Raw genomic sequence first — 24611 nt, 5'->3', positions numbered from 1 at the left:
AGGGAGCGATCCATGACAAGCACCCGGCCCGCCGGACTGTCGACCGCGAAGCAGGCGCTGCTCCGGCAACGCCTGCGGGGCGCCGCGGCGGGCAGGGCCGCCGGCATACCGCGGCGACCCACCGGCAGTTCGCCCCTTTCTCCCGTGCAGCACGGTATGTGGGTCACGAACCAGTTCCTCGCCAGTACCGCGCTCTACTGCGTGCCCAAGGTGCGACGGCTGCGGGGCGCCGTGGACGTCGAGGCGTTGCGCCGGGCGCTGGACTGGCTCGTCGAACGGCACGAGATCCTGCGGACGACGTACTCCGACGAGGCGGCGCCGGCGCAGCGGATCCTCCCGGCCGCCCCGGCCGCGCTGCGCCTGGCCGACGTGCGCGACGGTCCGGCGGAGGGGCGGTGGGCCGAGGCGATGCGGTTGACCACGGAGGAGATCGGCACGCCGTTCGACCTCGTCGGCGGCCCGGTGTTCCGTGCCCTCCTGGTCACCGTCGCCGCCGACGACCACGTCCTCGTGCTGAACACCCACCACATCGCCAGCGACGACTGGTCCAGCCAGGTGATGCTGCGCGAACTCGACGAACTGTACGGTGCCGGGCACGCGGGCCGCCCGGCTCGACTGGCGCCGTTGCCGATCCAGTACGCGGACTACGCGCACTGGCAGCACGACCGGCTGTCCGGCGAGCGGGAACGGCAGCAGCTGGACTACTGGCGGGACGCGCTGCGCGACACGCCGCACGTGCTGGAGCTGCCCACCGACCTGCCGAGGCCGGCCGTGCCCTCACACGAAGGCGACGTCGTGCGGTGCGTGCTCCCGTCCCGGCTGGCCACGGAGGTCCGCGGACTCGCGAACAGTCACGGCGTGACCGTCTACACGGTACTGCTGGCTGCGTTCGCCTTGGTGCTGAGGCACTTCTGCGGCCAGCAGCGGTTCGCGATCGGTTCGCTGGTGTCGGGGCGCAACGCGGCCGAGACCGAGCCACTGGTCGGGCTGTTCGCGAACGCTGTGGCGCTGCCCGTGGACCTGTCCGGCGAGCCGACGTTCGCCGACGCCCTCCGCCGCTGCCACTCCGCCGTCCTGGGCGCGTTCGACCACCAGGACGTCACCTTCGAGCAGGTCGTCGCGGCGACCGAGGCCGATCGGACCGCCTCCCGCAATCCTGTCTACCAAGTGATCTACCAGTGCTTCGAGGCGAGCGAGCGTTCCGCGGACCAGTTGTCCCACCTGCGTGCCGAACCGGTGGACATCACGGTGCCCACGGCCAAGGTCGACCTGACGCTCAACGCGGTCAACACCGCCCACGGCATCGAACTCGCACTCAACTACGCAGTCGACCTGATCACCGCGGGCACGGCCGATCGCCTGCTCAACCGGTACCTGGTCAACGTCGTCGAGTACGCGGTGGCGCACCCGGACGACGTGGTGAGCCCGCGGATCATGATGGGAGAGGCCGAACGGGCACTGGTCACCCGAATCTGGGCACGGCGCGCGGGCACCGAGCACGGCGCTCTCGGTGAAACCGTCGTCGACCTGTTCCGCGACGTCGCGGCCACCCGGCCCGATTCCGTGGCCGTGACGTGCGAGGACGCCGTTGCGACCTACGCTGAACTGGACGAGGTCACCGACCGGCTGGCCGCCGGACTGCGTGCGGCGGGCGTCACCGATGGCGACGTCGTCGGCGTCGCGCTGCCCCGGGGCGTCGACCTGGTGGCCGCGGTGCTGGGCGTGCTCAAGGCCGGCGCCGCCTATCTTGCGCTCGACCTGACCTACCCGGCTGCGCGACGCGAGCAGATCGTCGCGGATGCCGGCGCGCGCTTCGTGATCGCCGACGAACCGGGCGGGCTCCGGTTCGCCGACCTGTGCGACCGGACCGGCCCACCGGTGACCCGCGCGCGGCCGGAACCGGCCGACCTGGCGTACGTGATGTACACGTCGGGATCCACCGGAACGCCCAAGGGCGTGCAGATCTGCCACCGGGGCCTGGTCAATCTGCTGCGCGGCGCGCGGGACGTCACGGAGACTGGGCCCGACAGCCGCTGGCTGCTGCTCACGGCGCTCAGTTTCGATCCGTCCACCCTGGAGCTGTTCCTGCCGTTGATCACGGGTGGCCGGGTGGTCGTCCTGCCGGAGTCGGCCCGGGTCGACGGCGCCGAGCAGTGCCGCGTCATTAGGGAGCAGGCCGTGACGCACGTGCAGGCCACGCCGTCGGGTTGGCGGCTGCTCGTCGGCGCGGACTGCGTCGCGCCGGAGGTGGTCGCGATCACGGTCGGCGAGGTGATGCCGAAGGACCTGCTGCGCGAGGTGTGCGCCCGCACCCGACGGCTCGTCAACGCCTACGGCCCCACCGAGATCACGGTCTACGCGACGTACGCCGAGTGCACCGGCGACGGCGTGCCGAGCGTCGTGGGCCGGCCGGCCGCGAACGTGCCCGTGTACGTCTTGGACGAGCGGTTGGACCCGGTGCCGGCGGGTGCGCGCGGCGAGATCTGCGTCGGCGGTCCCGGCGTCGCGTGGGGATACCGCGGCCGGCCCGGCCTGACGGCGACCCGTTTCGTGCCCGACCCGTTCGGGCCACCCGGTTCCCGGCTGTACCGCAGCGGCGACCGGGGGCGGTTCCGGCAGGACGGCCAACTGGACCTCCAGGGACGGATCGACAACCAGGTGAAGATCCGTGGCCACCGGGTCGAGCCCGGTGAGGTCGAGGCCCTGCTCGCGGCGCATCCGGACGTCGCGCAGGCGGTCGTCGCCGCGGTGCCGGGACCGGCGGGACTGCGGTTGGTCGGCTACGTCGTGCCGGCCGCCGGGACTGCGCCGCGCCGGCCGGACTTGGAGCGCGAACTGCGACGACATCTCGCCGACCGCCTGCCCGGCTACATGGTGCCCAGTGGGTTCGTCGCCGTGGCACGGATGCCGCTCACCCGCACCGGCAAGGTCGACCGGAAGGCACTGCCGGCGCCGACCGGGGCCGAGCCGGTCGGCTCGGACGGCGGCGGGATCGCACTGCCGTCCACCGACGCCGAGCGTGTGCTCGCGCGCGTGTGGGCCTCGGTGCTCGGCCGGACGTCGGTCGGCGTGCGGGACAACTTCTTCGACATCGGCGGCGATTCGGTGTCCGCCATCTTCGTCGTGGCGGCTGCCCGGGACGCCGGCCTGCTGATCAGTCCCCGCCAGGTGCTCACCCAGCAGACCCTCGATGAACTGGCAGCGGTGGCGCGGCCGGTCGCCTCGGACGAGGACGCCGGCGAGGCCGTCGACGCTGGCGTGTTCCCGCTGTCGCCGCTGCAGGCCGGCATGCTGTTCCACGCCCTGTTCGAGCCGTCGAGTACGGATTACGTCGTCCAGTCCAGCTATGTGATCGAGGGTGACCTCGACGCGTCGGTCCTCCGGCGCGCCTGGGAATTCGTCGTCGCACGGCATCCGGTGCTGCGTACCACGTTCGCGTGGGAAGGCAGGCCGCGGCCGGTGCAGGTCGTGCACGAGCATGCGGACGTCGACCTCACCGAACTGGACTGGCGACAGGTCCCGATGGACCGGCTGGCCGAGCGGATGGCCGCACACCTCGCGGCGGAGCGGGACCGCGGCTTCGACCTGGAGCACGTGCCACCCCTGCGGTTCGACCTGATCCGGGTGGCCGACGGCGGTCACCGCTTCGTGTGGCACGGCCACCATGTCCTGCTCGACGGCTGGAGCATCCAGTTGGTGCTGCGCGAGGTGTTCGCGATCTGCCGCGGCCTGCGGGACGACGGCGTGCCGCCGGCACTGCCGGAACCGGTTCCGTTCAGTCGACACGTGGAGTGGCTGGCCGGTCGTGACGTTCCGGCCGCCGACGCGTACTGGCGGCGGGAACTCGGCGACGTCACCGAGCCGACCCGCCCGACGGTGCTGGCTCCGGAGCCCGGTACCGGACGCGATCCACGCCGGCAGGACGTGGCGTCGGCCCACGTCGACGTTCCCGGCGAGGTCGCTGCCGCGCTCCGCGAACTGGCCCGCGCGAACCGGATCACCGTCGGTTCCGTCGCGCACGCCGCGTGGGCGTTGCTGCTGCACAGGTACAGCGGTGTGCGGGACGTCGTGTTCGGCGCGACCATGACCGGCCGGTCCGGCGGTTTCCCCGGCGCCGAGCGGACCATCGGCATGCTGATCAACACATTGCCGCTGCACGTGCGGATTCCGCGGGACATGACGGTCGTCGACTGGCTGGCCGCCGTGCACGGCCAGGTGACCGAACTGCGGGACTTCGAATACTGCTCGCTCGTGGAAGCGCAGCGACACAGCCAGGTCCCGGCCGGCCAGCGGTTGTTCGACACCATCCTGATGTTCGAGAACTTCACGCACCAGCGGCCGGACGCCCGATCCGGCCTCACGGTGACGGCCGAACACCTGCGGGAACAGACCGGCTATCCGCTGGTGGCCAACATCCGCCTGCACGACGGGCTGGACGTGCGCCTCGACTACCAGCCCGACCGGATCGACGCGGACGACGTGCGCCGGCTCGGCGAGCACTTCCGGCTGTTGCTCACGGCGTTCGCCACTCGACCGGACGTCCCGGTGGCCGACCTGCCCGCGCTACCCGCTGCCGAACGTGCCTCGGTGATCGAGCGGTTCAACGACACCGCGGCGCCGTATCCCGCCGGGCGCTGCCTGCACGAGCTGTTCGAAGACCAGGCCGACCGCACACCCGATGCGACGGCCGTGCTGGCCGGCGGCGAGGCGGTGTCCTATCGCGACCTCGAGCAGCGGGCGAACGCGTTGGCGCACCATCTGATCGGCCTCGGCACCGGACCGGGGAGCCTGGTGGCCGTCTGCGTCGGGCGCGGCGTCGGCATGGCCGTCGCCGTGCTGGCCGTGCTCAAGGCCGGCGCCGCGTACGTCCCACTGGATCCGGAGTACCCGGCCGACCGCCTGGAGTTCATGACGGCCGACACCGACGCCGCGGTCGTGCTGACCGAGACCCGCGCGGCACGCCGCCTGCCCGCGATCACGGGGCACGTGGTGTGCCTCGACGACGCCGAGGAGGCCGCCCGCGTCGCGCGGTACCCGACGACGCGCCCAGACCGCGCGGCGACGTCCGACGACCTGTCCTACGTGATCTACACGTCGGGATCCACCGGCCGCCCCAAGGGAACCCTCATCCGGCACGGGGGGATCGTGAACTACGTGTCCTGGATGGCACGCGAGTTCCCGCTGACCGAAGGGGACAAGGTCCTGCAGTTGGCCGCGCTCAGCTTCGACATCTCCGTGTACGAGATGTTCTGGCCGTGGAGCGGCGGTGCGGCGACGATCCTCGCGCGCCCCGACGGTTACAAGGACCCGCAGTACATCGTGGACACGATGGTCGCCGAGTCCGTGACGGCGGCGCACTTGGTGCCTTCCCTGCTGCGCGCGCTGCTTCCACTGGCCGCCGACCGGAAGCTGCCGCTGCGTTGGCTGTTCGCGAGCGCCGAGGCGATGACGCCGGACGTGATCCGCGACTGGGAACGGCTCGGCCCGGGGATACCGCTGCTGAACCTGTACGGCGCGACCGAGGTCTCCGTGGACTCCACGGCGTGGACCTGTGACTCGACGGCGGGCCTGGTGTCGGTCGGCCGCCCGATCGCCAACACGCGTGTCTACGTGCTCGACGACGTGGACCGCCCGGTGCCCATCGGTGTCGCGGGCGAAGCGTGCCTGGCCGGTGCCAGCGTCGGCCGCGGTTACCACGGGCGGCCGGGACTCACGGCTCGGCGGTTCGTGCCCGACCCGTTCGGGCCACCGGGCAGCCGGATGTACCGGACCGGAGATCTGGTGCGGTGGCTGGCGAACGGGACGCTGGAATTCCTGGGCAGACTGGACCACCAGGTGAAGATCCGTGGGTTCCGCGTGGAACTGGGCGAGGTCGAGGCGGTGCTGACCGCGCACCCGCGGCTGGCGCACGCGGCCGTGGTCGCTCCGCAGGACGCGGCGGCACCGCGGCGGCTGGTGGCCTACGTCGTGCCGAGGGGCGACCACGTCCCGACGACGTCCGAGCTGCGGGCACACGTCCAGGAGAGGCTGCCGGACTACATGGTTCCGTCGACGTTCGTGGTGCTGCCCGCCCTGCCGTTGAATCCGAACGGCAAGGTGGACCGAGCGGCGCTGCCGTCACCCGACGGTGCGCGGCCGGAGCTGGACGCGACGTTCGTGGCGCCCAGCACGGAGACCGAACGGGTACTCGCCGACGTGTGGCGTGATGTGCTGGGCGTCGGCGACGTCGGCGTGCACGACGACTTCTTCGAGCTGGGCGGTGACTCGATCCTGTCGATCCAGGTGATGGTGCGCGCCCGCAGGGCAGGGCTGACGATCACCCCGAAGCTGATGTTCGCCAACCCGAGCATCGCTCAACTGGCTGCCGCCGTCGGCGCCACGCCCGCCCCCGCGGCGCACGCGGACCAGGGGACGGTCAGCGGGGACATGCCGCTCACCCCGATCCACCGCTGGTTCACCGAGCTGGACTGGCCGCACGACCACTACAACCAGTCGGTGCGGCTGCGCTGGACGCGGCCGGTGCGGGTCGAGCCACTGCGCGACGCGTTGCACGCGCTGGTCACCCATCACGACGCGCTGCGGCTGCGTGCCCGAAGCGTGGCGGGAACGTGGCGCGAGCACATCGATCCGGTCGAGACCGCCGACCTGCTGGCGGTCGTGGACACCGGTGGACTCGCACCCGAGCACGCGGCGGACGCCGTCCGGCGAGCCGCCGACGAAGCCCATCGCGGCCTCCGGCTCGACACCGGCCCGCTGCTGCGGGCGGTGCTGGTCCGCGGTGGTGCCCAGCCGGACGAGTTGATCCTCTCCGTGCACCACATGACGGTGGACACGGTGTCGTGGGGCATCCTGCTGGACGACCTGGCAACCGCCTACCGGCAACGGCTGCGCGGCGAACCGTGGCACCTGCCCGCGAAGACGACATCCTTCTGGCACTGGGCGAACCGGCTGGCCGGGTACGCCGGCGGCGAGGAGTTCGCGCCGGAAGCCGAGTACTGGCGGACACCGGCGCAGCCCTGCCCGATCCCGGTCGACCGTCCGGGCGCCAACGTCCAAGGCTCGACCGCGACCGTCACCACGGTACTGGCCGCGGACGACACCGAGGCGCTGCTCCGGTCCGCGCACGCGGCCTACCGCACGCGCGTCGACGACGTGCTGGTCACCGCGCTGGCCCAGGCCGTCGCCGACCACACCGGCCGCACGTCGGTGCACGTCGACCTGGAGCACCACGGTCGCGAGCCGTTGTTCGACGACGTGGACCTGACACGCACGGTCGGGTGGTTCACCACCATCCGTCCGCTGCGCGTCAAACTGTCCACACCGGACGATTTCCCCAGCTGTGTCCGGACCGTGCGGGAACACCTGCACACCATGCCGCACCACGGCATCGGGCACGGCATAGCCCACCACATGCGGCACCCGCGACAGGATCACGCGGTGGCGTCGCTGCTGTTCAACTATCTCGGCCAGACGCACAGCGCGTCACAGACGGGCGTGTTCGTCCAGGACGACGACGTGCCGGGCACCGTCCGGGCACCGGCCGGCGTACGGCCCTATCCGATCGAGGTCAACTGCGTGGTCGCCGACGGCCGGTTCCAGGCGCACTGGACCTACTCGCGCAACCTTCACCGGGACGACACGATCACATCGCTGGCCGAGCGCTTCACCACGCGGCTCGTGGCACTGCTGCGCCACTGCCGGTCCGTGGCGCAGCAGCGTTCCGGTACCGGTCCGCACAGCGCGGAACGACGTTTCGTGGAGCGGTGGCTGCCCGGCCTGCCGCTGACGCGGCTGAGCCTGCTGCGGCACCGCGTGCCCGGAGCCGCGGTCGCCGTGGTCGCGGACGGCGAGGTCGTGCGGGAATGGGGCGAAGGCGTGGTCGCGGCGGGCGCGGACGTGCCCGTGCGCCGGGACACGCTGTTCCAGGCCGGCTCGGCCAGCAAGCACGTGACGGCCCTGGCCGTGCTCCGGCTCGCCGACGCGGGGATTCTCGACCTCGACGAGGATGTCAACAGCTACCTGCGCGCGTGGCGTCTCACACCGCTGGACGCTCGGCGACCGGTGACACTGCGGCACCTGCTGTCGCACACCGCCGGCCTGACCGAGGACGAATACGACGGCGAAGGCGCACGCCACCCGGACCATCCGGTGCCCACCCTGGTGGACGTCCTGGACGGCCGCCCGCCCGCGGCCACCGCGCCGGTGCGGGCCGAAACAGCCGCCGGGCAGCGGTTCCGCTACTCCGGCAACCACTTCGTCGTCATCGAGCAGGTGCTGTGCGACGTGACCGGCCGGCCGTTCCCTGCCTTGATGCGCGACCTCGTGCTCGATCCGCTCGGCATGCGTGACAGCGGCTACGGCACGGAGTTCGCGCGCGGCCGGGGCGACGCCGTGGCCATCGGCCACGACCGTGACGGAACGCCGGTCGACGGTGGCTGGCGTGTGTACCCGTCGGCGACCGGTGGTCTCTGGGTGAGTGCGGGCGACCTGGCGCGGGTGGCGGCGGCGATCCATCGCGCGGTCACCGGCGGCGAATCGGTGCTGTGCCGGTCCAGGGCCGCCGAACTGCTCACCCCGGCCGGCGGCGCCGCCTACGGGTTGGGCACCGTGGTCCGCACCGTGGACCGGGTCCGCTGGTTCGGGCACTCGGGCGAGACCACCGGATACCGCTGCTGGTCACAGGTCGGCCTGGAGTCCGGAGCGGGATTCGTGCTCATGGTCAACGGCGACGCGGGTCGTGAGGTGGCCGCCGATCTGGTCACCGAACTGGAATGCGGCCTGCACGTGTGGGTGGACCGGCAGGAGACGGTGACAGCCGTCCGATAGGAGTGCGAAGTCACTCGAATAGCCCGTGGCGAGACGCTTTTTCCGGATCGAGGAGGCAGGCGTGACGAACGACGAGACCGTGGCGACAGATGGGGTGCGGCGCCGGGTGGAACTCCGCAGCGACACCTTCACCCTCCCGACGCCGCGAATGCTGGCCGCTATGACGGCCGCCGAGCTGGGCGACGACGTCTACGGCGAGGACCCCACGGTCGGCGAGCTGGAGGCCCTGGGAGCGCGCCTGCTGGGCAAGCAGGCCGGGTGCTTCATGCCCAGCGGCACCATGGGCAACCTGGCCAGCATCATGGTCCACTGCCCGCGTGGCGCCAAGGTGATCGTGGGGGAGGAATCGGACATCTACGTGTACGAGGCCGGTGGCGCATCGGTGTGTGGTGGAGTCGTGTACCACCCGATTCCGAACCAACCGGACGGCACGCTGCGTCTCGACGCGATCGAAGCCGCGTTCCCGCCCGACCCGGCCGACCCGCAGTTCGCGCGTCCGGCGTTGCTGTGCCTGGAGAACCCACAGAACCACAGTGGTGGCCGGATCCTCCCGGCGACGTACCTGCGGGAGGTCGCCGACCTGGCCGCCGCGAACGGCATCGCCGTGCACCTGGACGGAGCGCGGATCTTCAACGCCGCGCTGGCCGGCGGAACACCCGTCGAACAGATCGCCGGCTACGCGGATTCCGTCCAGTTCTGCCTCTCCAAGGGCCTCGGTGCGCCGGTCGGCTCCATGGTCGTCGGGACGACCGAGTTCGTCGGGCGGGTACGGCGCGTGCGCAAGATGCTCGGCGGCGGCATGCGGCAGAGCGGCGTGCTGGCGGCCGCGGGGCTCGTGGCCCTGCGCAGCCGGGATCGGCTGGCCGACGACCACGCCACCGCACGGCGGCTGGCCGACGGGCTCGCCACGATTCCCGATGTCCTCGTCGATCCGGACGAGGTCGTGATGAACATGGTCTTCTTCCGGATCGACAGCCCCGGCGTCGCCGTCTGCGAACTCATCGCCGCCTGCGGTGCTCGCGGCGTGGCGCTCGCGGAGCTCGGCCCCGGGCGGATCCGGTGTGTCACGCACCAGGGCGTCACCGCAGAGGACGTCGACTACGCGGTCGAAGTCCTGCGTTCCCTCATCGCCGCTCCACCAACCAGTTCTCAGCCGGTCAGGAGAAGCCATGCCATCCACGAACCCGTCGTTTCCCGTTGACGTCCGTCCGGGGCTGTCACCGGAGGAGTTCCGCGCGAGCTACGTCAACCGGAAACCCGTTCTGATCAAGGGGGCGCTCGACCACCTCGCGGCGACGACGCGGTGGTCGCTGCCCTACTTCCAGTCCCTCGCCCCCGACCTGCCGGTCCGGTTGAAGACCGGTCGCGTCGCCGACGGCCTCACCACGACGGTGCGGCTGGCGGACTACTGCCGCACGGTGGCCGACTGGGAGGCGCAGGTGGCCGCGGGTACGGCGACCAGCGACCCGCCCGCGTACATGCACGACGTGCCGCTGCTCTCACTGCTCCCGGAGCTGCGGGCGGACCTGGAGAAGTTCCCCGCCGAACTGCTGCCCAGGTTCTTCCGCGACCAGTGGTGGATCTTCCCGCAGTTCTTCATCGGCCCGTCGCGTTCCCAGACGCCGTTGCACTTCGACACGCTGCTCACGCACAATCTGTTCTTCCAGTTCGAGGGCAGCAAACGCTTCGTGACGGTCGACTCGGCCGACCGGGACCGCTGCTACACCTACCACTGGCGCTGGTCTCGCGTCGACCCGGAGAATCCGGACCTGGAGCGGTTCCCCGGCTTCCGCGGCGTGGCTCTGCGCACGTGTGTCGTCGAAGCGGGTGACCTGTTCTACATGCCGCCCGGAACGCTGCACAAGGTCGTGTCTCTCACCGAGTCGGTCTCCTTCAACATCGACTGGCACGACCGGCGCAGTGCGGTGGCCGGCCTGGCCGCGGTGCGGCACGGTATGCCACTGCCGAACCTCCGCTACAACGCGTTGCTGGCCCTCGGCGTCTGTGGCCGGGTACCGCTGCGCGCCCTCATGCCAGCCCTCAGGTCCTACTTCGAGTACATCTCCTAAGGAGCCGTCGTGCTACGCACCCTGATGAAGTCCAAGGTCCACCGGGCGACAGTCTCCGAGGCGAACCTGCACTACGTCGGTTCCCTCACCCTGGACCGGGAACTGATGGATCTCGCGGATCTGGTCCCGAACGAAAAGGTCCAGGTCGTGAACGTCACCAACGGCGAACGGCTGGAGACCTACCTCCTCGAAGGCGCACCCGGTTCGGGAGTCCTGTGCCTCAACGGCGCCGCGGCACGCCGGGCGCAGGTCGGGGACACCGTGATCGTCATCGCGTACGGCGTGTACGACGAGCAGGAGGCACGGCGGCACGTGCCGAAGGTCGTGCTGTGCCAGCAGGACAATCGAGGCACGTTGCTGGGTGACACGGAACCGGCCGGCACGACCACGGACGAACTGCTGGCGGTACCACGATGATGCCGGGGCGCCACCGGCCGGACCACGCACCCGGGTCCGGCCGGTGGCCTTCCCCGGACGACCGTCAAGCCGTCACCAAGGCACCGTCGTTCCGTCACGGAGCCGAGTAGTCGATGCTCACCGAGTCAGTGAGCCGGTGGCAGGCGGCCCACAGCTGGGCGAGCTTGTCCTCGTAGTCCGGGTCGGCGTCGTCCAGCAGCACGCCGAGCGTGGTGCCGCTGTGGGCCGTGACGACGCCGAGTGCGCCGACCTCACGACTGAGCGCCACGGCGTCGTCGAGCAGTCGCTTGGACTGCAGTCGCTGGTTCATCTCGGCGCTACGGGTGGCGAGCCGGCCGAGTGTCCGCGTGTCACCCGCCGCCACGGCATCCCGTGCCTCGGCCAGCATGGCTTCGTACGACGACATTTCCTTGGTACTGTAGGCCTTGGGCACCTCGTTGAACGCGATGGTGTCCACCGTGCCGCCCTCGTCCATGCCGACGATCGTCAGCGGCGGCAGCCCGCCGAGTTCGACCAGGAGCCGGACCTCGCGGTGGCAGAAGGCGACGGCGGCGTCGTACATGACGCCGTCGGTCGGTTCGACGCCGCGGAGCAGTTCCTCGGCAGCGGCGGGCGTGAGGTCCAACTCGAACGCGTCGGCGATCGCGCGTGCGCACGCGATGAGGTCGGCCGACGAACTGGCCATTCCCTTGCCCACCGGTAGCGTGCTCTCGATCGTCAGCAGGCCACCGCGTGCCAGGCCGTAGCGGGACAGCATCCGATCGGCGAGCGCACGGGACTTGGTCCGGCCACCCGGCTGGACGCGCAGCGGCTCGCCGGGTTCGGAACGGAACCGGGCGTGCGACCAGCGCCCGACCGGTAGCGTGACGAGGAAGTCGCGTCCGTCCGGCGGTAGCGCACCTTGGATCAACTCGCCGAAGGTGCCGCGGCAGCGGCCGTTGCCGACGACGGACGACACAGTCCTGTCCATGACCGCAGCTCTCACCGTACCGGCACCGCCTTTCGCTTCGAACGGAAACATCGAACCGTCGCCCGGTTCCCCATGCAAGGTTCGGTGTGCCGGCTATTGGTTCACCCTCTCCTCCCTATCGACGGCGGATCATCTCGTGCCGTCGGCACCGGAGTGCGCGATACTGATTCCGTGGACGACGACACACCGACAGGGGAAACGGACGTCAGGCCTGCCAGAACCGGCCGCGGTCTCGGGCCGGACTATTGGCGACTGTGGACGGCTGAAGGCCTGTCGAACCTCGCCGACGGGATCATCAAGGTCGCCATACCACTGGTTGCCTTGGCGTACACGCGTTCGCCCGCGTTGATAGCCGGCCTCACGTTCGCGTTCACCTTGCCGTGGCTGCTGTTCGCGCTGCCGGCCGGTGTGCTAGTGGACCGCGTCGACCGCCGCACCGCGTTGCTGGCCGCGAACGCGGTCCGGGCCGGTGTGCTCGCCGTGCTCCTGGTGGTCGTGCTGTCGCATGCGGGCTCGATCTGGTTGCTCTATGCTGGCGTGTTCTGCATCGGAGTCGCGGAAACGGTGTACGGAACGGCGGCACAGTCGATGGTGCCGCGGTTGGTGTCGCCGGACCGGTTGTCCCGCGCCAACAGCCGTCTGTTCGCAGTCGAACTGACTGCCAACGAGTTCGTGGGACCACCGTTGGCCGGCCTGCTCGCCGCCGCCGGCGCTGCGATGGCGTTCGCGACGCCCCTTGGCCTGTGGGCGGTGACTCTTGGCGCGATCGTTTTGCTGCGTGGTCGTTTCCGGGCCGAGCGGACGGTCCGCACTACGATCCGCGCCGACCTTGCGGAGGGACTGCGCTTCGTGTGGCAGGACCGGCTGTTGCGCGTCCTCGCCGCCATGACCGGCGCCTACAACTTCGCAACCAACGCGACGTTGGCCGTCTTCGTCCTCTACGCCATCGGGCCCACGTCCGCGATGGGCCTGTCCCAGCAGGCGTACGGTCTCCTGCTGGCCACGATCGCCGCCGGTAGTGTGATTGGTTCCTTCACCACGGAACTGGTCACGCGACGGCTTGGCCGGGTGCGTTCCCTCGCGCTGGCCGTTCCCGGCGGGGCCCTGCTGGTTGGCATACCGGCCGTCACCAGCAATCCGTATGTAGTGGGTGCCGGTTTCTTCCTGGGCGGCGTTGCGAACATCGTCTGGAACGTCATCGTCGTGTCGCTCCGCCAGCAGCTCGCGGGTGACCGGCTGATCGGCCGGGTCAACAGCGCCTACCGGCTGCTCGCCTGGGGCATGATGCCGCTGGGCGCGGCGGCCGGCGGCATCCTGGCCCAGTTCGTCGGACTGCGCGCGGTGTTCGTCGTCATGGCCGTGATCATGCTCGTGATGACCGTCGGCATGCGGACCGTCGCCGCGTACCTGCCGGCGGCGGAGCAGCGAACCACAGGGCGGACCTGACGCGGACCGGCCAGCACCCACGCGGCCGGCACGAACAGGGAGTAACACCCGGTGTACCGCGAGTCATGCCCCGCGTGCGCGGGGACGACAAGCTGCAGGACCGGAACTGCGCCAAGATCGAGGGACCAGCCCCGCGTGCGCCGGGACGACAGCAGACGGGCCGGGTCGCTGCACGTCACCACGGGACCAGCCCCGCGTGCGCGGGGACGACGGCGGAGGTGATGTGCTCAGCGAGCATGCTGCGGGACCAGCTCCGCGTGCGCGGCATCAGTTTGCCGCCGCCGGCACCGACGCCTACGGACCAGCCCCCGCGTGCGCGGGAACGACGACAGCTCGGGCGGCACGGGTTCGCCGGTGAGGGAACCAGCCCCGCGTGCGCGGGGACGACGCGGGGACGGCGGCCACCGGCAACAACACGTCGGGACCAGCTCCGCGTGCGCGGGGACGACCGTTGGCAGCACCGCGGCCCGCCCCCCACCTTGGACCAGCCCCGCGTGCGCGGGGACGACGCCGTGTCGGTGGCGATCGAGGCACCACCAACGGGACCAGCCCCGCGTGCGCGGGGACGAGCTGGTTGCGGACGGCGTGACGTCGCCGCAGTCGGGACCAGTCCCGCGTGCGCGGGGACGACCTGAATCGGCACAAGGCCGAGTGGCGCAAGGACGGACCAGCCCCGCGTACGCGGGGACGACACTTGCTGACCTGGGAATCTACCACTTGAAACAGTGTTTCCTGTTCACTTGTGGCTTGGGCCGTCAGGATCCTCGCTCAGAGACGCTGCCACCCGGGCTCCGCGAGCTGTGGTTGTGACTGGACCACGGATGACGCCGCAGACGGGCGAGGACTGCGCGTGCTGCTGGAAGAACCTTCGGCCCCTCGCCACGGGCTCAGACATCGCCCGGCGATCCAGGCTGAGACCGCCTCCGCGCACCCGCGGCGATCGAATTCTTGAACGTCTGCACGGGCTGATCGAGGCAGCATCTAGGTAAGTGGCCGGAACCCGACACGTTCGGCGTCATCGGGAGTTCGAAACCACACTTCGGCAACCATCTTTCTGAAAGAATCGGATTCTTCGGTGCAGTAACGCAGGGCGGTTACGCTGGCTTTGACTTTGAAGTCCTCTCCTGGACAGGCGCCGCCTGGTAGAGGCATTGCCGAGCCGGGCCCGAATGGCCCTATAGGCGGTTGAGGCGAACGCGGCCTGATTGGTGAAACCTCTGGTGCTTCGGTCACCTGTGCGATGGTCTGCCCGTTGAAGACCAGTGATCCCGGGCGGAGTTTAATCGGGCTGATATAGCCTGACACGGGAGTTCGCAAGTCGACAACGACACTGTTGTCAAGGATGACGCTTAATACTATCTCGCCACGGGTAATGCGACGACTTCTGTTCGCCACTCTAGTTGCACGTCCGGGAAAAATTTCTATCCGAACCGCGAATTCTCCATGTGTGCTCTTCAGGACCGGGATAAGAAGGTGATGAAGTTTATCGGACGGTGACTTCTTTGCTAACAGTTTCTCTGTATTGGTCCGACGATGCACTTCGGGTGGAGTGCTCGTGGCCATGATTCCGTCGGGAAGAATCTTCTTGCGGATTTCCAAGAGGCATCCGGAGTGAGCGGCGAACAGATCCAGCCGCGAGTTCTCGGCCCTTCTGATGCTAACAAGATGATCGCCTTCCTTGAACCAGGTGCCTGGGGCGATCCTCCACTCCTCGACCCAGCTTCTCACTGTGGCCAGGTCGATCGTCTCTTCCGGTGGGGCGCACAACAGAGTCTCCCTTGAGGCTTTGTGCACTTGGTGGACCAGGGTCTTTCCGAGGACCTCGGGCGATGGGACGGATGGCTCTGGCTCCGGTTCGGCACTGATTTCTTCTGTCGTCGGATTGTTGCTCAATTCGTCAACAAGTGTGCGTATGGATGGCGGGTGTTCGAGGCTGCGCAAGACTTCCAGGGTTCTGCTTACTTGCGTGCCCTCGTTGCGCTGTCTGCCGGGCTCATTGAATCTTGTTGCTGGATCAACGGTGCGGTGCAGGGCGACGATCTTCCAATTGTGGTTAAATACGGGGGCACCGAGGCTGTCGTCGTCAATTTGTCCGCTGTAATGGATGAATCCGGAAAATGTGTCGACAATCTGACTACTTCTTGTCGGAGCAGGATTATCATCGTCAAGTGGATTCTGAATGACGGTGACATGGTCGCCGACGTTGACTTCTTGATCGAGTTCTGCCAGATTGTTGTACCCAAAATGGGCGAGGTCGGCTGGTTCGGCTTGTAGTGCGACGAGCGTGATGTCAAGCGACTCGTCCGTGAAGAAAAAGCGATCTGGAGAGAGAGCAAAAGTTGCTGTGGGAAGCGAATTTTCGCCGCCTTCACCCCAGGAGCCGAACTGCACTTGGCTGAACCGGGCTTGGCCCGCGTCGGGAAGCACGTGGTGGAGGGTGATCAGCAGGTGCGGCGAAACCATCGAGCCGGCGGCATGTCCGACGAGCTGTCCTCGGCCGTCCCGGAGAAAAATTCGCCCGACTGCCCGTGCTGCCACGGCAGCCCGCTCCAGGTGATCGAGGCGGGCGCTGAGCGTGCGGTACCTGCCACCGAGCTTAGCGAGCACGGTTGCGGCGACGTGCGCGAGTGGGCGCCCGGTGCCGGCGCCGAGAGCGGGCAAAGCGACACCGTCGGGGTCGGCGAGCAGCGCGGCGAAGTCGAACGTCTGGCCGAATCGGTCGGAGACGAAGTCGCTGGTAGCACGGAGGACCCGGACGAGATCGTCGCGGAGCAGGTGACTGTTCAGCGCTTCGCGGACGCCGTCCGCGAACTCGTACTGCACGAGTTCGGGGTCGATCGGGCTGTCGACGGGTTCGCAGCGGTGGAGCAGGCCGCCGAGGAACACCTCCGCGAGGTGGGAAGTGCTGGAGTCCGGCAGCATCACTCGCTGTACCAGTCGCATCACCGGCAGGTTGAGCCAGGATGCCGACAGGTAGCAGGCGAGCTGGAAGGCGGTCGGCGAGGCGGCCGCCCGAAAGCGCTCGACCAGGATGGCCGGTTCGTCTTCAGCGGAAAAATTCCCGTGCCGACTCGGCTGAGCTCGACCGAGCACGGCGGCGCGCCGCCACCCTGAGCCGCCGGCCACGAGCCTTGCCCAGCTGTCGAGCCATCGGTGGGACAGTTCCAACACGGGAATCGGCGTCTCGCCGACCGAGCCGTTGGTATTCGCATCGCGAAAGCGGCACTCCCACTCGGAGTTGGCCATCGCCGCGCTCGGAGCGTGCAGTTCGACGGGAGTCGCCCGTAGGCCGGTTCCGCTCCACATGCGCTGCGGGAGCAGCGTCAGCACGGAGGTTGCGCTGGTGCTGCCCCAGCGGTGCAACAAGTCAGACATCCGGCCGTCTCGCCATGCTCCGCCGACCGCGTCGGTGACGACGAGTACGGCCTGACGGCCAGCGGGGTCCATGAGAACTGAGGGGGCTTCCCGGAGCCGGCCGTGGTCGAGCGCATGGCCAATCACCAACGAGTCGCCCGGCGAAGTGGAGCTGTCGACGGCGAACACCCGGACATGGCGAAAGGCACCCAGCTGGTCGGCGAGGGTGAGCAGTTCGGTCACGGTGCGCTTCCACACGATCATGGAGGGCGCCGCGTCGACGACCAGCGCGAGGTTCAGCCAGCGGCTGGTGGTCGGCCGGAATACTGGGGCCCAGAGGTCTTCATCGGCGATCCGGCGTGCGGTCGCGTCCTCGTCGACGACGAACTCCGTTCGGGACGGAACCCGTTTCTTCAGCGGCCGCAATGCCCGTGCCAAACTGAGTTTCTCCCGCAACGCGGGTACAGCGGGGCTGCGGGCCGCTACCCCGCGGATTTCGTTTCCGTCGCCGGCAGCGGCGTAAAGCTCACTGGTTCCGCCTGCCGTGGTGGTCGTCGTGTCGCGCGCGAGCTCCTTCTCGGGGTGCGGCACCGGGGTGCTCGTCGTTTCAGGTGCCGGCCGAGCGGCGGGCGGCGCTTCCGAGTGATCCGTCTGCTGCGGAGAGCCAGGCACGGTCAGGTTTCCGGCCAGCCACAACGCGTCACGTAGCTCCCGCGGCGTGAGCTGGATGTCGCCCGCGGCGAGGACTTCGAGCAGCCGGTCGATCATTCCGGGCCGGTCAGCGGACGCAGGACGGCATCGACGAGCTCGTCGAGTTCGATGACCTCCTCGGGTGACTTTCCTTCGTAGCGGCTGCCGGAGGTCGCGAGGTAGACCGCGTTGAGCAACTGGTCGGTCGTGATTTCGGCCCTGTCCCGCTTGGCGAGAAACGCTCGGACATGCCGATCGGCCGCGGCCGCGGCAACCGGTCCGAGGTGCGCGGAGACGATCGCGGTGAGCTGAGAGGCGTCGGGCGGCTGCAGATCGAGGCGCAGGCAGCGGCGGAGGAAGGCCGGAGGGAACTCGCGTTCGCCGTTGCTCGTGAGCACGACGAACGGAAATGCGTTGCAGCGCACCTGTCCGCGGTTGACCTCAACGCGGCTCCCCGAGTCGGCGGTCATCACCGGGACGGTGCTGGCCTCCTCGGGCAGCTGGGTGAGTTCGTCGATCTCGTATTCGCCTTCCTCGAAGACGTTGAGCAGATCGTTGGGCAAGTCGATGTCGCTCTTGTCGATCTCATCGATGAGAAGCACGCGAGGCTTCGCGTACGGGAGCAACGCGGTGCCGAGCGGGCCCAGCCGGAGGTGCCGGCCGATGCTGTCGGACAGGCTTGGCTCCGCGGAGGCGTCGTCATCGCGCGGACGCTGGCCCTGTCGCTGCTTCTCCTCACGCAGACGACCGATCGGGTCGTACCGGTAGAGACCCTCGCGTAGGGTTGACCGGCTAGTGATGGGCCACCGCAGCACGGAGCCGAGCTTGAGCTCTTTCGCCACCATGTACGCGATCGTCGACTTGCCCGTGCCCGGCCGGCCGGTGATCAGCAGTGGGCGGCGCAGGAAGAGCGCCGCGTTGATCATCTGAAGTTCCTGCGGGTCTGGCTCCCGCTGGTGGCTGTCCATGCCGAGCCGTCGCGCAGTACTGGGGTCCGGCGCACCGTTGTGTTTCACCGGTGAGGGAAGGAGTGGCTGACCGTCGAACGACCGCCAGTTCGGCGGTGCGGGAAGTGTGTCGATACCGTTGTGCGGATCGCCGACGCCGGTGTAGATCGGCCAAGCGGTCACGAGACTGCTCCTTTCGGGAACGGGGGAAGCCACTCCAGGCCGTGGGGGACCCGCGTGGGGTCATCCCACATCAAGACGAGGTCGTGGCCGGCGTGGTCCATGTCGATGCCCGCCGCACGTGCGGCGACGCGCTGCCGGTGGACCCGGTCCGGGAGAGCCTTTAACGCCCACGCGTTCAGGATTTGCTCCAGAGCCTGTCGGCGATTCCAACGGCCTGTGCGCGTTCGGTGCCACAGCACGACCGGGACACCCGAGCTGAGCACCGATTGGAAAATCCCGTCCTCGTGGGGACCGGCAGGGAGGTCGTAGGCGAGTGCCAGGCAGACGTGTCCGGCCGGATCGGCCTTTTCGGGGAGACCGGTTCCCGGACGCTCGGCCCAGAAGATCGCGGCCGGGTCGTACGAGTGGCAACGGGCGTCCAGGCCTTCCCAGCAATCCTGCCACGCCTGGTGCCAGGCGGACTGGCTGATGCGGTCGAGTGGCCGGACCACGACCGGGCAGACCGTTCCCACTTCCCGCTCGACGCCCTCGAAGCGAATGGGTAGCGCTTCCAGGGCGTGGTCGAGTAACTCCAGGGGTAAGAAGAACTCCACGATAGGAAGCGTGGCATCCGGGTCACCGCCGAACTCGTCGACGAGCCCGCTCAGCATCTCGGCGATGTGCTCGAGGCTCCTCGGCTCGTCCGTGGTCATGACTTGGCTGCCGGCGGCACCGGTGAAGCGCCAGACCGTGACCTGGAATCCGCTGCCTAGCAGGTCCGGCTCCATCCGCACTACGAAGTACGTACGCCGCAGCTCGTCGTCGAGGTTTTCCAGATCGGTGAGCTCGACGCCGTAGTTCGGCGCCGTGGTGCGGATCCAATCCCAGAGCCGGCTATGGACGAACTCGGTGAAGCCGGCCGCCAAGCGGGTGAGACACTCGAACAACGGCTGTGGATTCACCGCGACGCGCAAGGCTTCGACCGACAACATCACGTCATCCGGATTCTCCGGAAGTCTGGCCAAGCCGGGCACACTCTGCGTGGCTTCTCGGTAGATCGCGCGAAGCGACGCCGGTGTGGAGGCGGCCATGAGGATGTTCCTGAGCCGGTGCAGCTCACGCCGATCGAGGATTCTTTTCTCCGGCACCTTGCCGGCTGGGTCGAAGGTGGTGAAATTGGTGATGTGGGCAGTGACATCGCGCGCGGTGGTGACGGCAACCCCTCCGTTGCCGGTGCTCGAGGACCTTGGCACTTCGGCCTTGGTGATGTTTGCGGACAGGGACGAGTGAGCGTGGGGAAAGCCGGTGGCGGGCTGCTCTACACCCGGCCCGGCGGATGAGGGTCCGACGGCCAGTGGCCCAGGCGGACATCGCGGCCAGCGGCGCCGACGCGATGCTCCCTTGACCACTGGCCGTTGCGGTGCCGGACACCGCGTTCTGGCCTTGAGCGGCGACGAGGGACGGGTGTTTGGCGGCCTCGTCCAGCGCTGCGTTCAACGCGGTTGCGAATTCGGGGTCGTCGTCGTCGGCGGCGTACCCGATCGCGTCACTGACGCGTTGTCTGGTTCGTGGGGACACGATGCCATCCTTCGCCACCTCCGTCTCCAACCTCTGCACCGCGCTTTTTACCGCGGAATCGGACTCGCGCTTGCCTAGCACGATATCCCGGACCTTGTCCTGTGCCCGGGCCGCGCTGGCGTCGATCGCCACATCCACGACCCCGTCCAGTGCCTTTCCGGCACGGCGCGCCTTGGCGGCCGCCCACGCGATCAACGCACCCAACACCAACTCGACGCTCATGGGCGATCGACCTCCTCTGAGGCAAACCCGGTCATCTACAGCACCACAGTCGCTGGAAAGTGCCGAGATGCAACACTCATTCGACGGCAGATTCCTGCGAGCTCTCCGGGCGGTCGCACGAGCAGGCGAAAACGCGTGGTCAGCGGACGTTTTCGCCGATCTCCTCAAGACGGCGGCCGCGGGTGCGCACATCGCCTAGGCCCACGGTCAGGCTGCACAGCAGGATGAACACGGCGGTAAGAGCGAACACGCCACCGAAGCCGAAAGTGGCGGCGACCGCGGCGATGACGAACGCGTTGCCGAATCCGGCGAAGCGGCTGACGCCGTTGGCGAGCTCGGAACCGAGGTACCGGCGCCGGCGAGGTTGGCCGATGAGCCGAAGAGCGGCACGCACGCCCGCGGAGTGGGTCAGGTGGACGACCTCCTCCGGGAGGCGGCCGTTGTTCAGCAGCATCGCGAGGGTGCCGCCCATCGTGCTGGCGCTCAAACACTGGGATGTCCCCGTTGTTGGCGGAGCCGACGACTGGCGCAAAGGGCTGGTTAGGCATTGCCGACCGGCGTGTCGTGCTGTTCGAGTTCGTGAATTGGCAGCGCTGGCGTCTGGGTGGGTCTCTTGCCGTGCTGCTCGCCCCTGTTCGCCATCGCCGGCGGGATCGCGGTCGCCGTGTCGCGTCTGCGGAGGGCGCGGTTACCGTCGAGCTGGAGGCGCGAATAAGGTGGCGGTTCGTGATCGCCGCCTGTTCAAGCTCCTGGTGTTCCAGAGGCTGCCCTGGGACGCCTCGGAACAGGGTCGCCTACCTTGAGCGCTCCAGCACCGGGGCTGCGGTCGGTGTTCCCCGCGCCGGCCGCTCGGCTGTGCAAGAGTCGTGACTGTGCGCTACAGTGTTGGGGTGATCTCCCTTAACACGGGAGATATCCCACGTGTGGGGGTTCAAGTCCCCCTCGGACACAGTATTACCCCACGGATCGCGACACGCGATCTTGAAATACGGTCGGTCGTCGCTTAGCTAGAATCGATCTCCTCCAGTCGCCATCGTGCGCCGTCGTAGACGATGGCCTTCCCTGAGTCGCGCAGCGCCGCGGCTACACGTCTGTGTCCGGCCGATCAAATTCCGGTGTGGCGTGGCCGTGGCGGCAATAGTAGATCGGGCGTCCGTGGTTACAGTGCGAGTCCAGTCGACCGTCGCAGGTACCGCAGTGGATCAAGTCGGCTAGAGCGAACCGGCGTGGGCGAAACGCGGTCACGCGATCGGCGTTTAGTGCTCACGGTAGACGCCACCGGGACGCGGCAGCGCAGGTCTTCGCGGACGTCGTAGAGGTAGATGCTGACGGCCGGAGCGTTGCGCCGGGCCGCCCAATCCTTAGCGGGCGCCTCGAAGGCGACCGCAACCTCGCTGCGGTGCAGCGCCTCGTCGACCTTGTGGATCACCGGCCGCCCTCCTCACCAGTGCGTTCCTCCCGCGATGATCGCAAGGAGCCGGCCCGGCCGACCTCGCGGTGGCGAACCTTCGGGTACGCCCGGCTGCCCGTATGTGCGGGGTCAGTCCAGGCGGGTGAAGACGAAAGTGGCAGTGCGCCCGGCGTCATCGCTCCAGTCGCCTTCGTACCGGAGCGGGCTCGGATCGGCCGAGACGAGTCTCCCCCGGTAAATCTGGTTGCCAGCGCCGTCGGAGTCGGTGGCCGAGAAGCCTCGCGGGGCTGGGGCGGCCGTCGCGACGAAATTGCTGCTTCCCGCCACGCCATCGGCGGTCCACTGGCCGCCGTAGCAAGGCGCCGTGCCGGCGCACCGGCTGTCGTCGAGCCGGCGCAGAGTGATGGTGGCCGTATCCGGATCGGTCCAAGGATTGCCCTTGGCGAGCTTCTTGGAAAAGACGATCTGCCATTGCCCGGTCAGGTCGGGGGCAGGGGTGGAGGGGTCGTCCCGGACTGTCGCGCTGTCTGCGGAACCGCCGAGCGGTTCACCGGGGCCAGAGCCGGGTGGCGACGACGGCCGGGTGGCCGGATCGGGCGACGAAACGGCCGGAGGCGGCGCGGGCAGCGGCGAGTCCGCCGCGCTCGGCGAGGCCGCGGCTGCCGGTGGTGTACTCGTCTCCGGGGGAACACTCGGTGCCGCGAGGGCGGACAACGAGCTCGGCGCACTACTGGCCGAAACGGGCGGGCCGGCGGACGCGGGCAGCCCGAACAGCACTCCGGCCAGGAGCAGGATCCCGGCGACGGCCTTGCGCAGCACAACCGGGTGCTCCTGCACCAGCCTGAGCGCCGTGCCGTCGAGGATCGGAACCCGCAGGAGCACCTGGGTGACGGATTCCGTGCCTCGGCTAAGCAGCCCGGGTGCGCGGGTGACCAGGCCGTTACGCAGCGCGCCAGCCCGTTCGGCGAGCCGCCGGTGACCGTGCGCCCTGGCGGAGTCGATCAGGGCCGTGAGGAGCTCAGCCGCTTCCGCAACGCGCCCGCTGTCGGCCCGGCGCGCGGCCAGCGCGTAGGTGAAGTAGGCGATGTCGGTGCGGGAGCCCGTGTGCCAGGCCGCGCGGAGGCCAAGCTCAAGCACGTCGTCGCCGCGGTACCACCAAGGCGTCGGCAGGAGCTTCACCGACACGACACGCGCGAGCACCAGGGCGTCCCACGGCCGGTCGTGCGCCAGCAGCCGACCCAGGGTGCGTTCGAGGACGTCGAACTCGGCCGTGAGCTGGCCGGCATCGGCCGTCTCGTGGGCCCACGAGGAGACACGAGCGAACAGTGGCCACGGTGGATTGGCCGGGGTCACCACCTGCGGGACGAGCGGGCGCACCCGGTACCGGCCCGATTCGTCCTCGACCAGGCCCCCGTCGACGAGTTTGCGCAGGCCGGCGGTGGCCAGCAGCCCTGCTCCCCAGGAAGCATCGGGGAAGACCAGCAGTTCCTGCAACGTCGTCACGGCCGGCTCACCCAGCTTGGCGAGCACGCGGCAGACGATCATGGCATAGGCGTCGGGATCAGCAACGTCGGTCACGATTCCCTGCACACCGGCGGTCCGCAGCGCGGCGGCGAATTGCGTCAGCGTGCCGGGATTTCCGTCGCAGCTGTCGAAAATGCGTTCAGCCTGTTGTTTTTCCGCTGCCGAAAGCGGCGCCCCGAGCTCGTTTTGCCACAGATCGACTGCGTCTGCGCGGCTCAGCCCGGCCAGTGGAAGGGACTTGACCAACCGGGCGGAATCGGTGCGCCGGGTGGCGATGACGAACACGCTGCCCGGCATGGCGTCGAGCAACTGCCGGATCTCTGCGGCCGGCCACTCGACGCCGTCCAGCACCACGAGGGCACGGACGCGGCCGAGCAGGCGCCGCGAAGCGGCCTGTTCGCCGTCGTAGCACTCCAGGGCCAGGTCGCGCAGCACGTCATCGGGTGTCATACCGGGAACGAGCACCCGCCGCAGCACTCCCTCGCAGCCGGGAACCGTGCTGGCGGACAGGACCGCTTCACCGGTTGCGTATTGCAGAAACAGTGTCTTGCCGATGCCTGCTGGGCCGCTGACCAGCAGGTGCCGCCCAGCGGCGAGCTGCTCGCGCAGTTCCGCCAGCTCACGGTCACGACCCAGGCACGCGGCTCGCTGCGTCCACGGCAACGAGGACGGCAGGCTCTTCCGTCGGACGGTGCCGGTGGCCCGTCGGCGCGCGTCGACGGCCTCGAACAACCGTTCCAGCGTCGATTCGTCCAGCCCGGTCACCTGGTAAAGGTGACCGGCCTGGACCGTGATGCCGTTGTTGACGTTGACGAAATTCGAGATCTTTCCGAGCTCGGATGCGTCCGGGCCGCCGGACCCCGTGGACTCCACTGCGGATGCCCCTGTCCTATGAAACGAAAGGAGTAGATTAGCGCAATTCCCGGGCGGTCTCGCGCCGCCCCCGCGGTGTCAATCTTTTGTCCGGGAAACGTCGCGATCCGGCCATCGCCCGG

The 24611-nt window shown here is 68.9% G+C and carries 12 protein-coding genes, 2 pseudogenes and 1 CRISPR repeat array; of the genes and pseudogenes, 5 read left to right on the top strand and 9 right to left on the bottom strand.

Annotation, left to right across the window (positions count from 1 at the left end; translation table 11 throughout):
* Positions 1-12: 12 nt before the first annotated feature.
* The 4 genes from ACWEVN_RS05105 (at position 13) to panD (ending at position 11312) form a co-directional block, all read left to right on the top strand.
* Positions 13-8826 (top strand): amino acid adenylation domain-containing protein, encoded by an 8814-nt coding sequence (locus ACWEVN_RS05105; protein WP_452050336.1) that lies wholly within the window; start codon positions 13-15, stop codon positions 8824-8826.
* A gap of 61 nt (positions 8827-8887) precedes the next feature.
* The gene (locus tag ACWEVN_RS05100; RefSeq protein ID WP_452050335.1) at positions 8888-10027 is read left to right on the top strand and encodes a GntG family PLP-dependent aldolase; all 1140 of its coding nucleotides are present in this window, start codon (positions 8888-8890) and stop codon (positions 10025-10027) included.
* Entirely contained in the window at positions 9996-10895 is a 900-nt protein-coding gene (locus tag ACWEVN_RS05095; protein WP_452050334.1) for a cupin-like domain-containing protein, read from the top strand. The genes ACWEVN_RS05100 and ACWEVN_RS05095 overlap by 32 nt, the downstream gene beginning before the upstream one ends.
* Positions 10896-10904: 9 nt before the next feature.
* Positions 10905-11312: an aspartate 1-decarboxylase gene (panD, locus tag ACWEVN_RS05090; RefSeq protein WP_452050333.1), complete on the top strand. Its 408-nt coding sequence runs from the start codon at positions 10905-10907 to the stop codon at positions 11310-11312.
* 94 nt (positions 11313-11406) lie between these two features.
* Here the strand turns inward: panD and ACWEVN_RS05085 are convergent, their stop codons facing one another.
* On the bottom strand, positions 11407-12282 hold the full coding sequence (locus tag ACWEVN_RS05085; protein WP_452050332.1) for a GHMP family kinase ATP-binding protein: 876 nt from the start codon (positions 12280-12282) through the stop codon (positions 11407-11409).
* A 171-nt stretch (positions 12283-12453) separates the two neighbouring features.
* Between ACWEVN_RS05085 and ACWEVN_RS05080 the strand changes: the two genes are divergently transcribed.
* Positions 12454-13728, top strand: coding sequence for an MFS transporter (locus tag ACWEVN_RS05080; protein ID WP_452050331.1), 1275 nt, complete (start codon positions 12454-12456; stop codon positions 13726-13728).
* 359 nt (positions 13729-14087) lie between these two features.
* Positions 14088-14419: direct repeats of the CRISPR family, unit length 27 nt; unit sequence GGACCAGCCCCGCGTGCGCGGGGACGA.
* 290 nt (positions 14420-14709) lie between these two features.
* Here ACWEVN_RS05080 and ACWEVN_RS05075 read toward each other — a convergent pair.
* The 8 genes and pseudogenes from ACWEVN_RS05075 to ACWEVN_RS05040 form a co-directional block, all read right to left on the bottom strand.
* A pseudogene (locus tag ACWEVN_RS05075) lies at positions 14710-14952 on the bottom strand (sunset domain-containing protein); the annotation flags it as partial.
* A gap of 816 nt (positions 14953-15768) precedes the next feature.
* A pseudogene (locus ACWEVN_RS05070) lies at positions 15769-17850 on the bottom strand (SAV_2336 N-terminal domain-related protein); the annotation flags it as partial.
* On the bottom strand, positions 17847-18902 hold the full coding sequence (locus tag ACWEVN_RS05065; protein WP_452050330.1) for an AAA family ATPase: 1056 nt from the start codon (positions 18900-18902) through the stop codon (positions 17847-17849). The gene ACWEVN_RS05065 and the pseudogene ACWEVN_RS05070, both read right to left, overlap by 4 nt.
* Positions 18899-19972 carry a VMAP-C domain-containing protein gene (locus ACWEVN_RS05060; protein ID WP_452050329.1) on the bottom strand — a complete coding sequence of 358 codons (1074 nt, stop codon included), beginning with the start codon at positions 19970-19972 and terminating at the stop codon, positions 18899-18901. Before ACWEVN_RS05060 ends, ACWEVN_RS05065 begins: the two co-directional genes overlap by 4 nt.
* A gap of 25 nt (positions 19973-19997) precedes the next feature.
* Positions 19998-20681 carry a hypothetical protein gene (locus ACWEVN_RS05055; RefSeq protein ID WP_452050328.1) on the bottom strand — a complete coding sequence of 228 codons (684 nt, stop codon included), beginning with the start codon at positions 20679-20681 and terminating at the stop codon, positions 19998-20000.
* A 139-nt stretch (positions 20682-20820) separates the two neighbouring features.
* Complete coding sequence (locus ACWEVN_RS05050; protein WP_452050327.1) at positions 20821-21168, bottom strand: hypothetical protein; 348 nt, start codon at positions 21166-21168, stop codon at positions 20821-20823.
* A 672-nt stretch (positions 21169-21840) separates the two neighbouring features.
* Entirely contained in the window at positions 21841-22110 is a 270-nt protein-coding gene (locus ACWEVN_RS05045) for a Pvc16 family protein (RefSeq protein ID WP_449679345.1), read from the bottom strand.
* A gap of 111 nt (positions 22111-22221) precedes the next feature.
* Positions 22222-24489: a hypothetical protein gene (locus ACWEVN_RS05040; RefSeq protein ID WP_452050326.1), complete on the bottom strand. Its 2268-nt coding sequence runs from the start codon at positions 24487-24489 to the stop codon at positions 22222-22224.
* Positions 24490-24611 lie beyond the last annotated feature (122 nt).

This window comes from Amycolatopsis sp. NPDC003861, from assembly GCF_053605405.1.
Note: the sequence above shows the minus strand (reverse complement) of the source record. Positions and strands in the feature narration are given on the sequence as shown.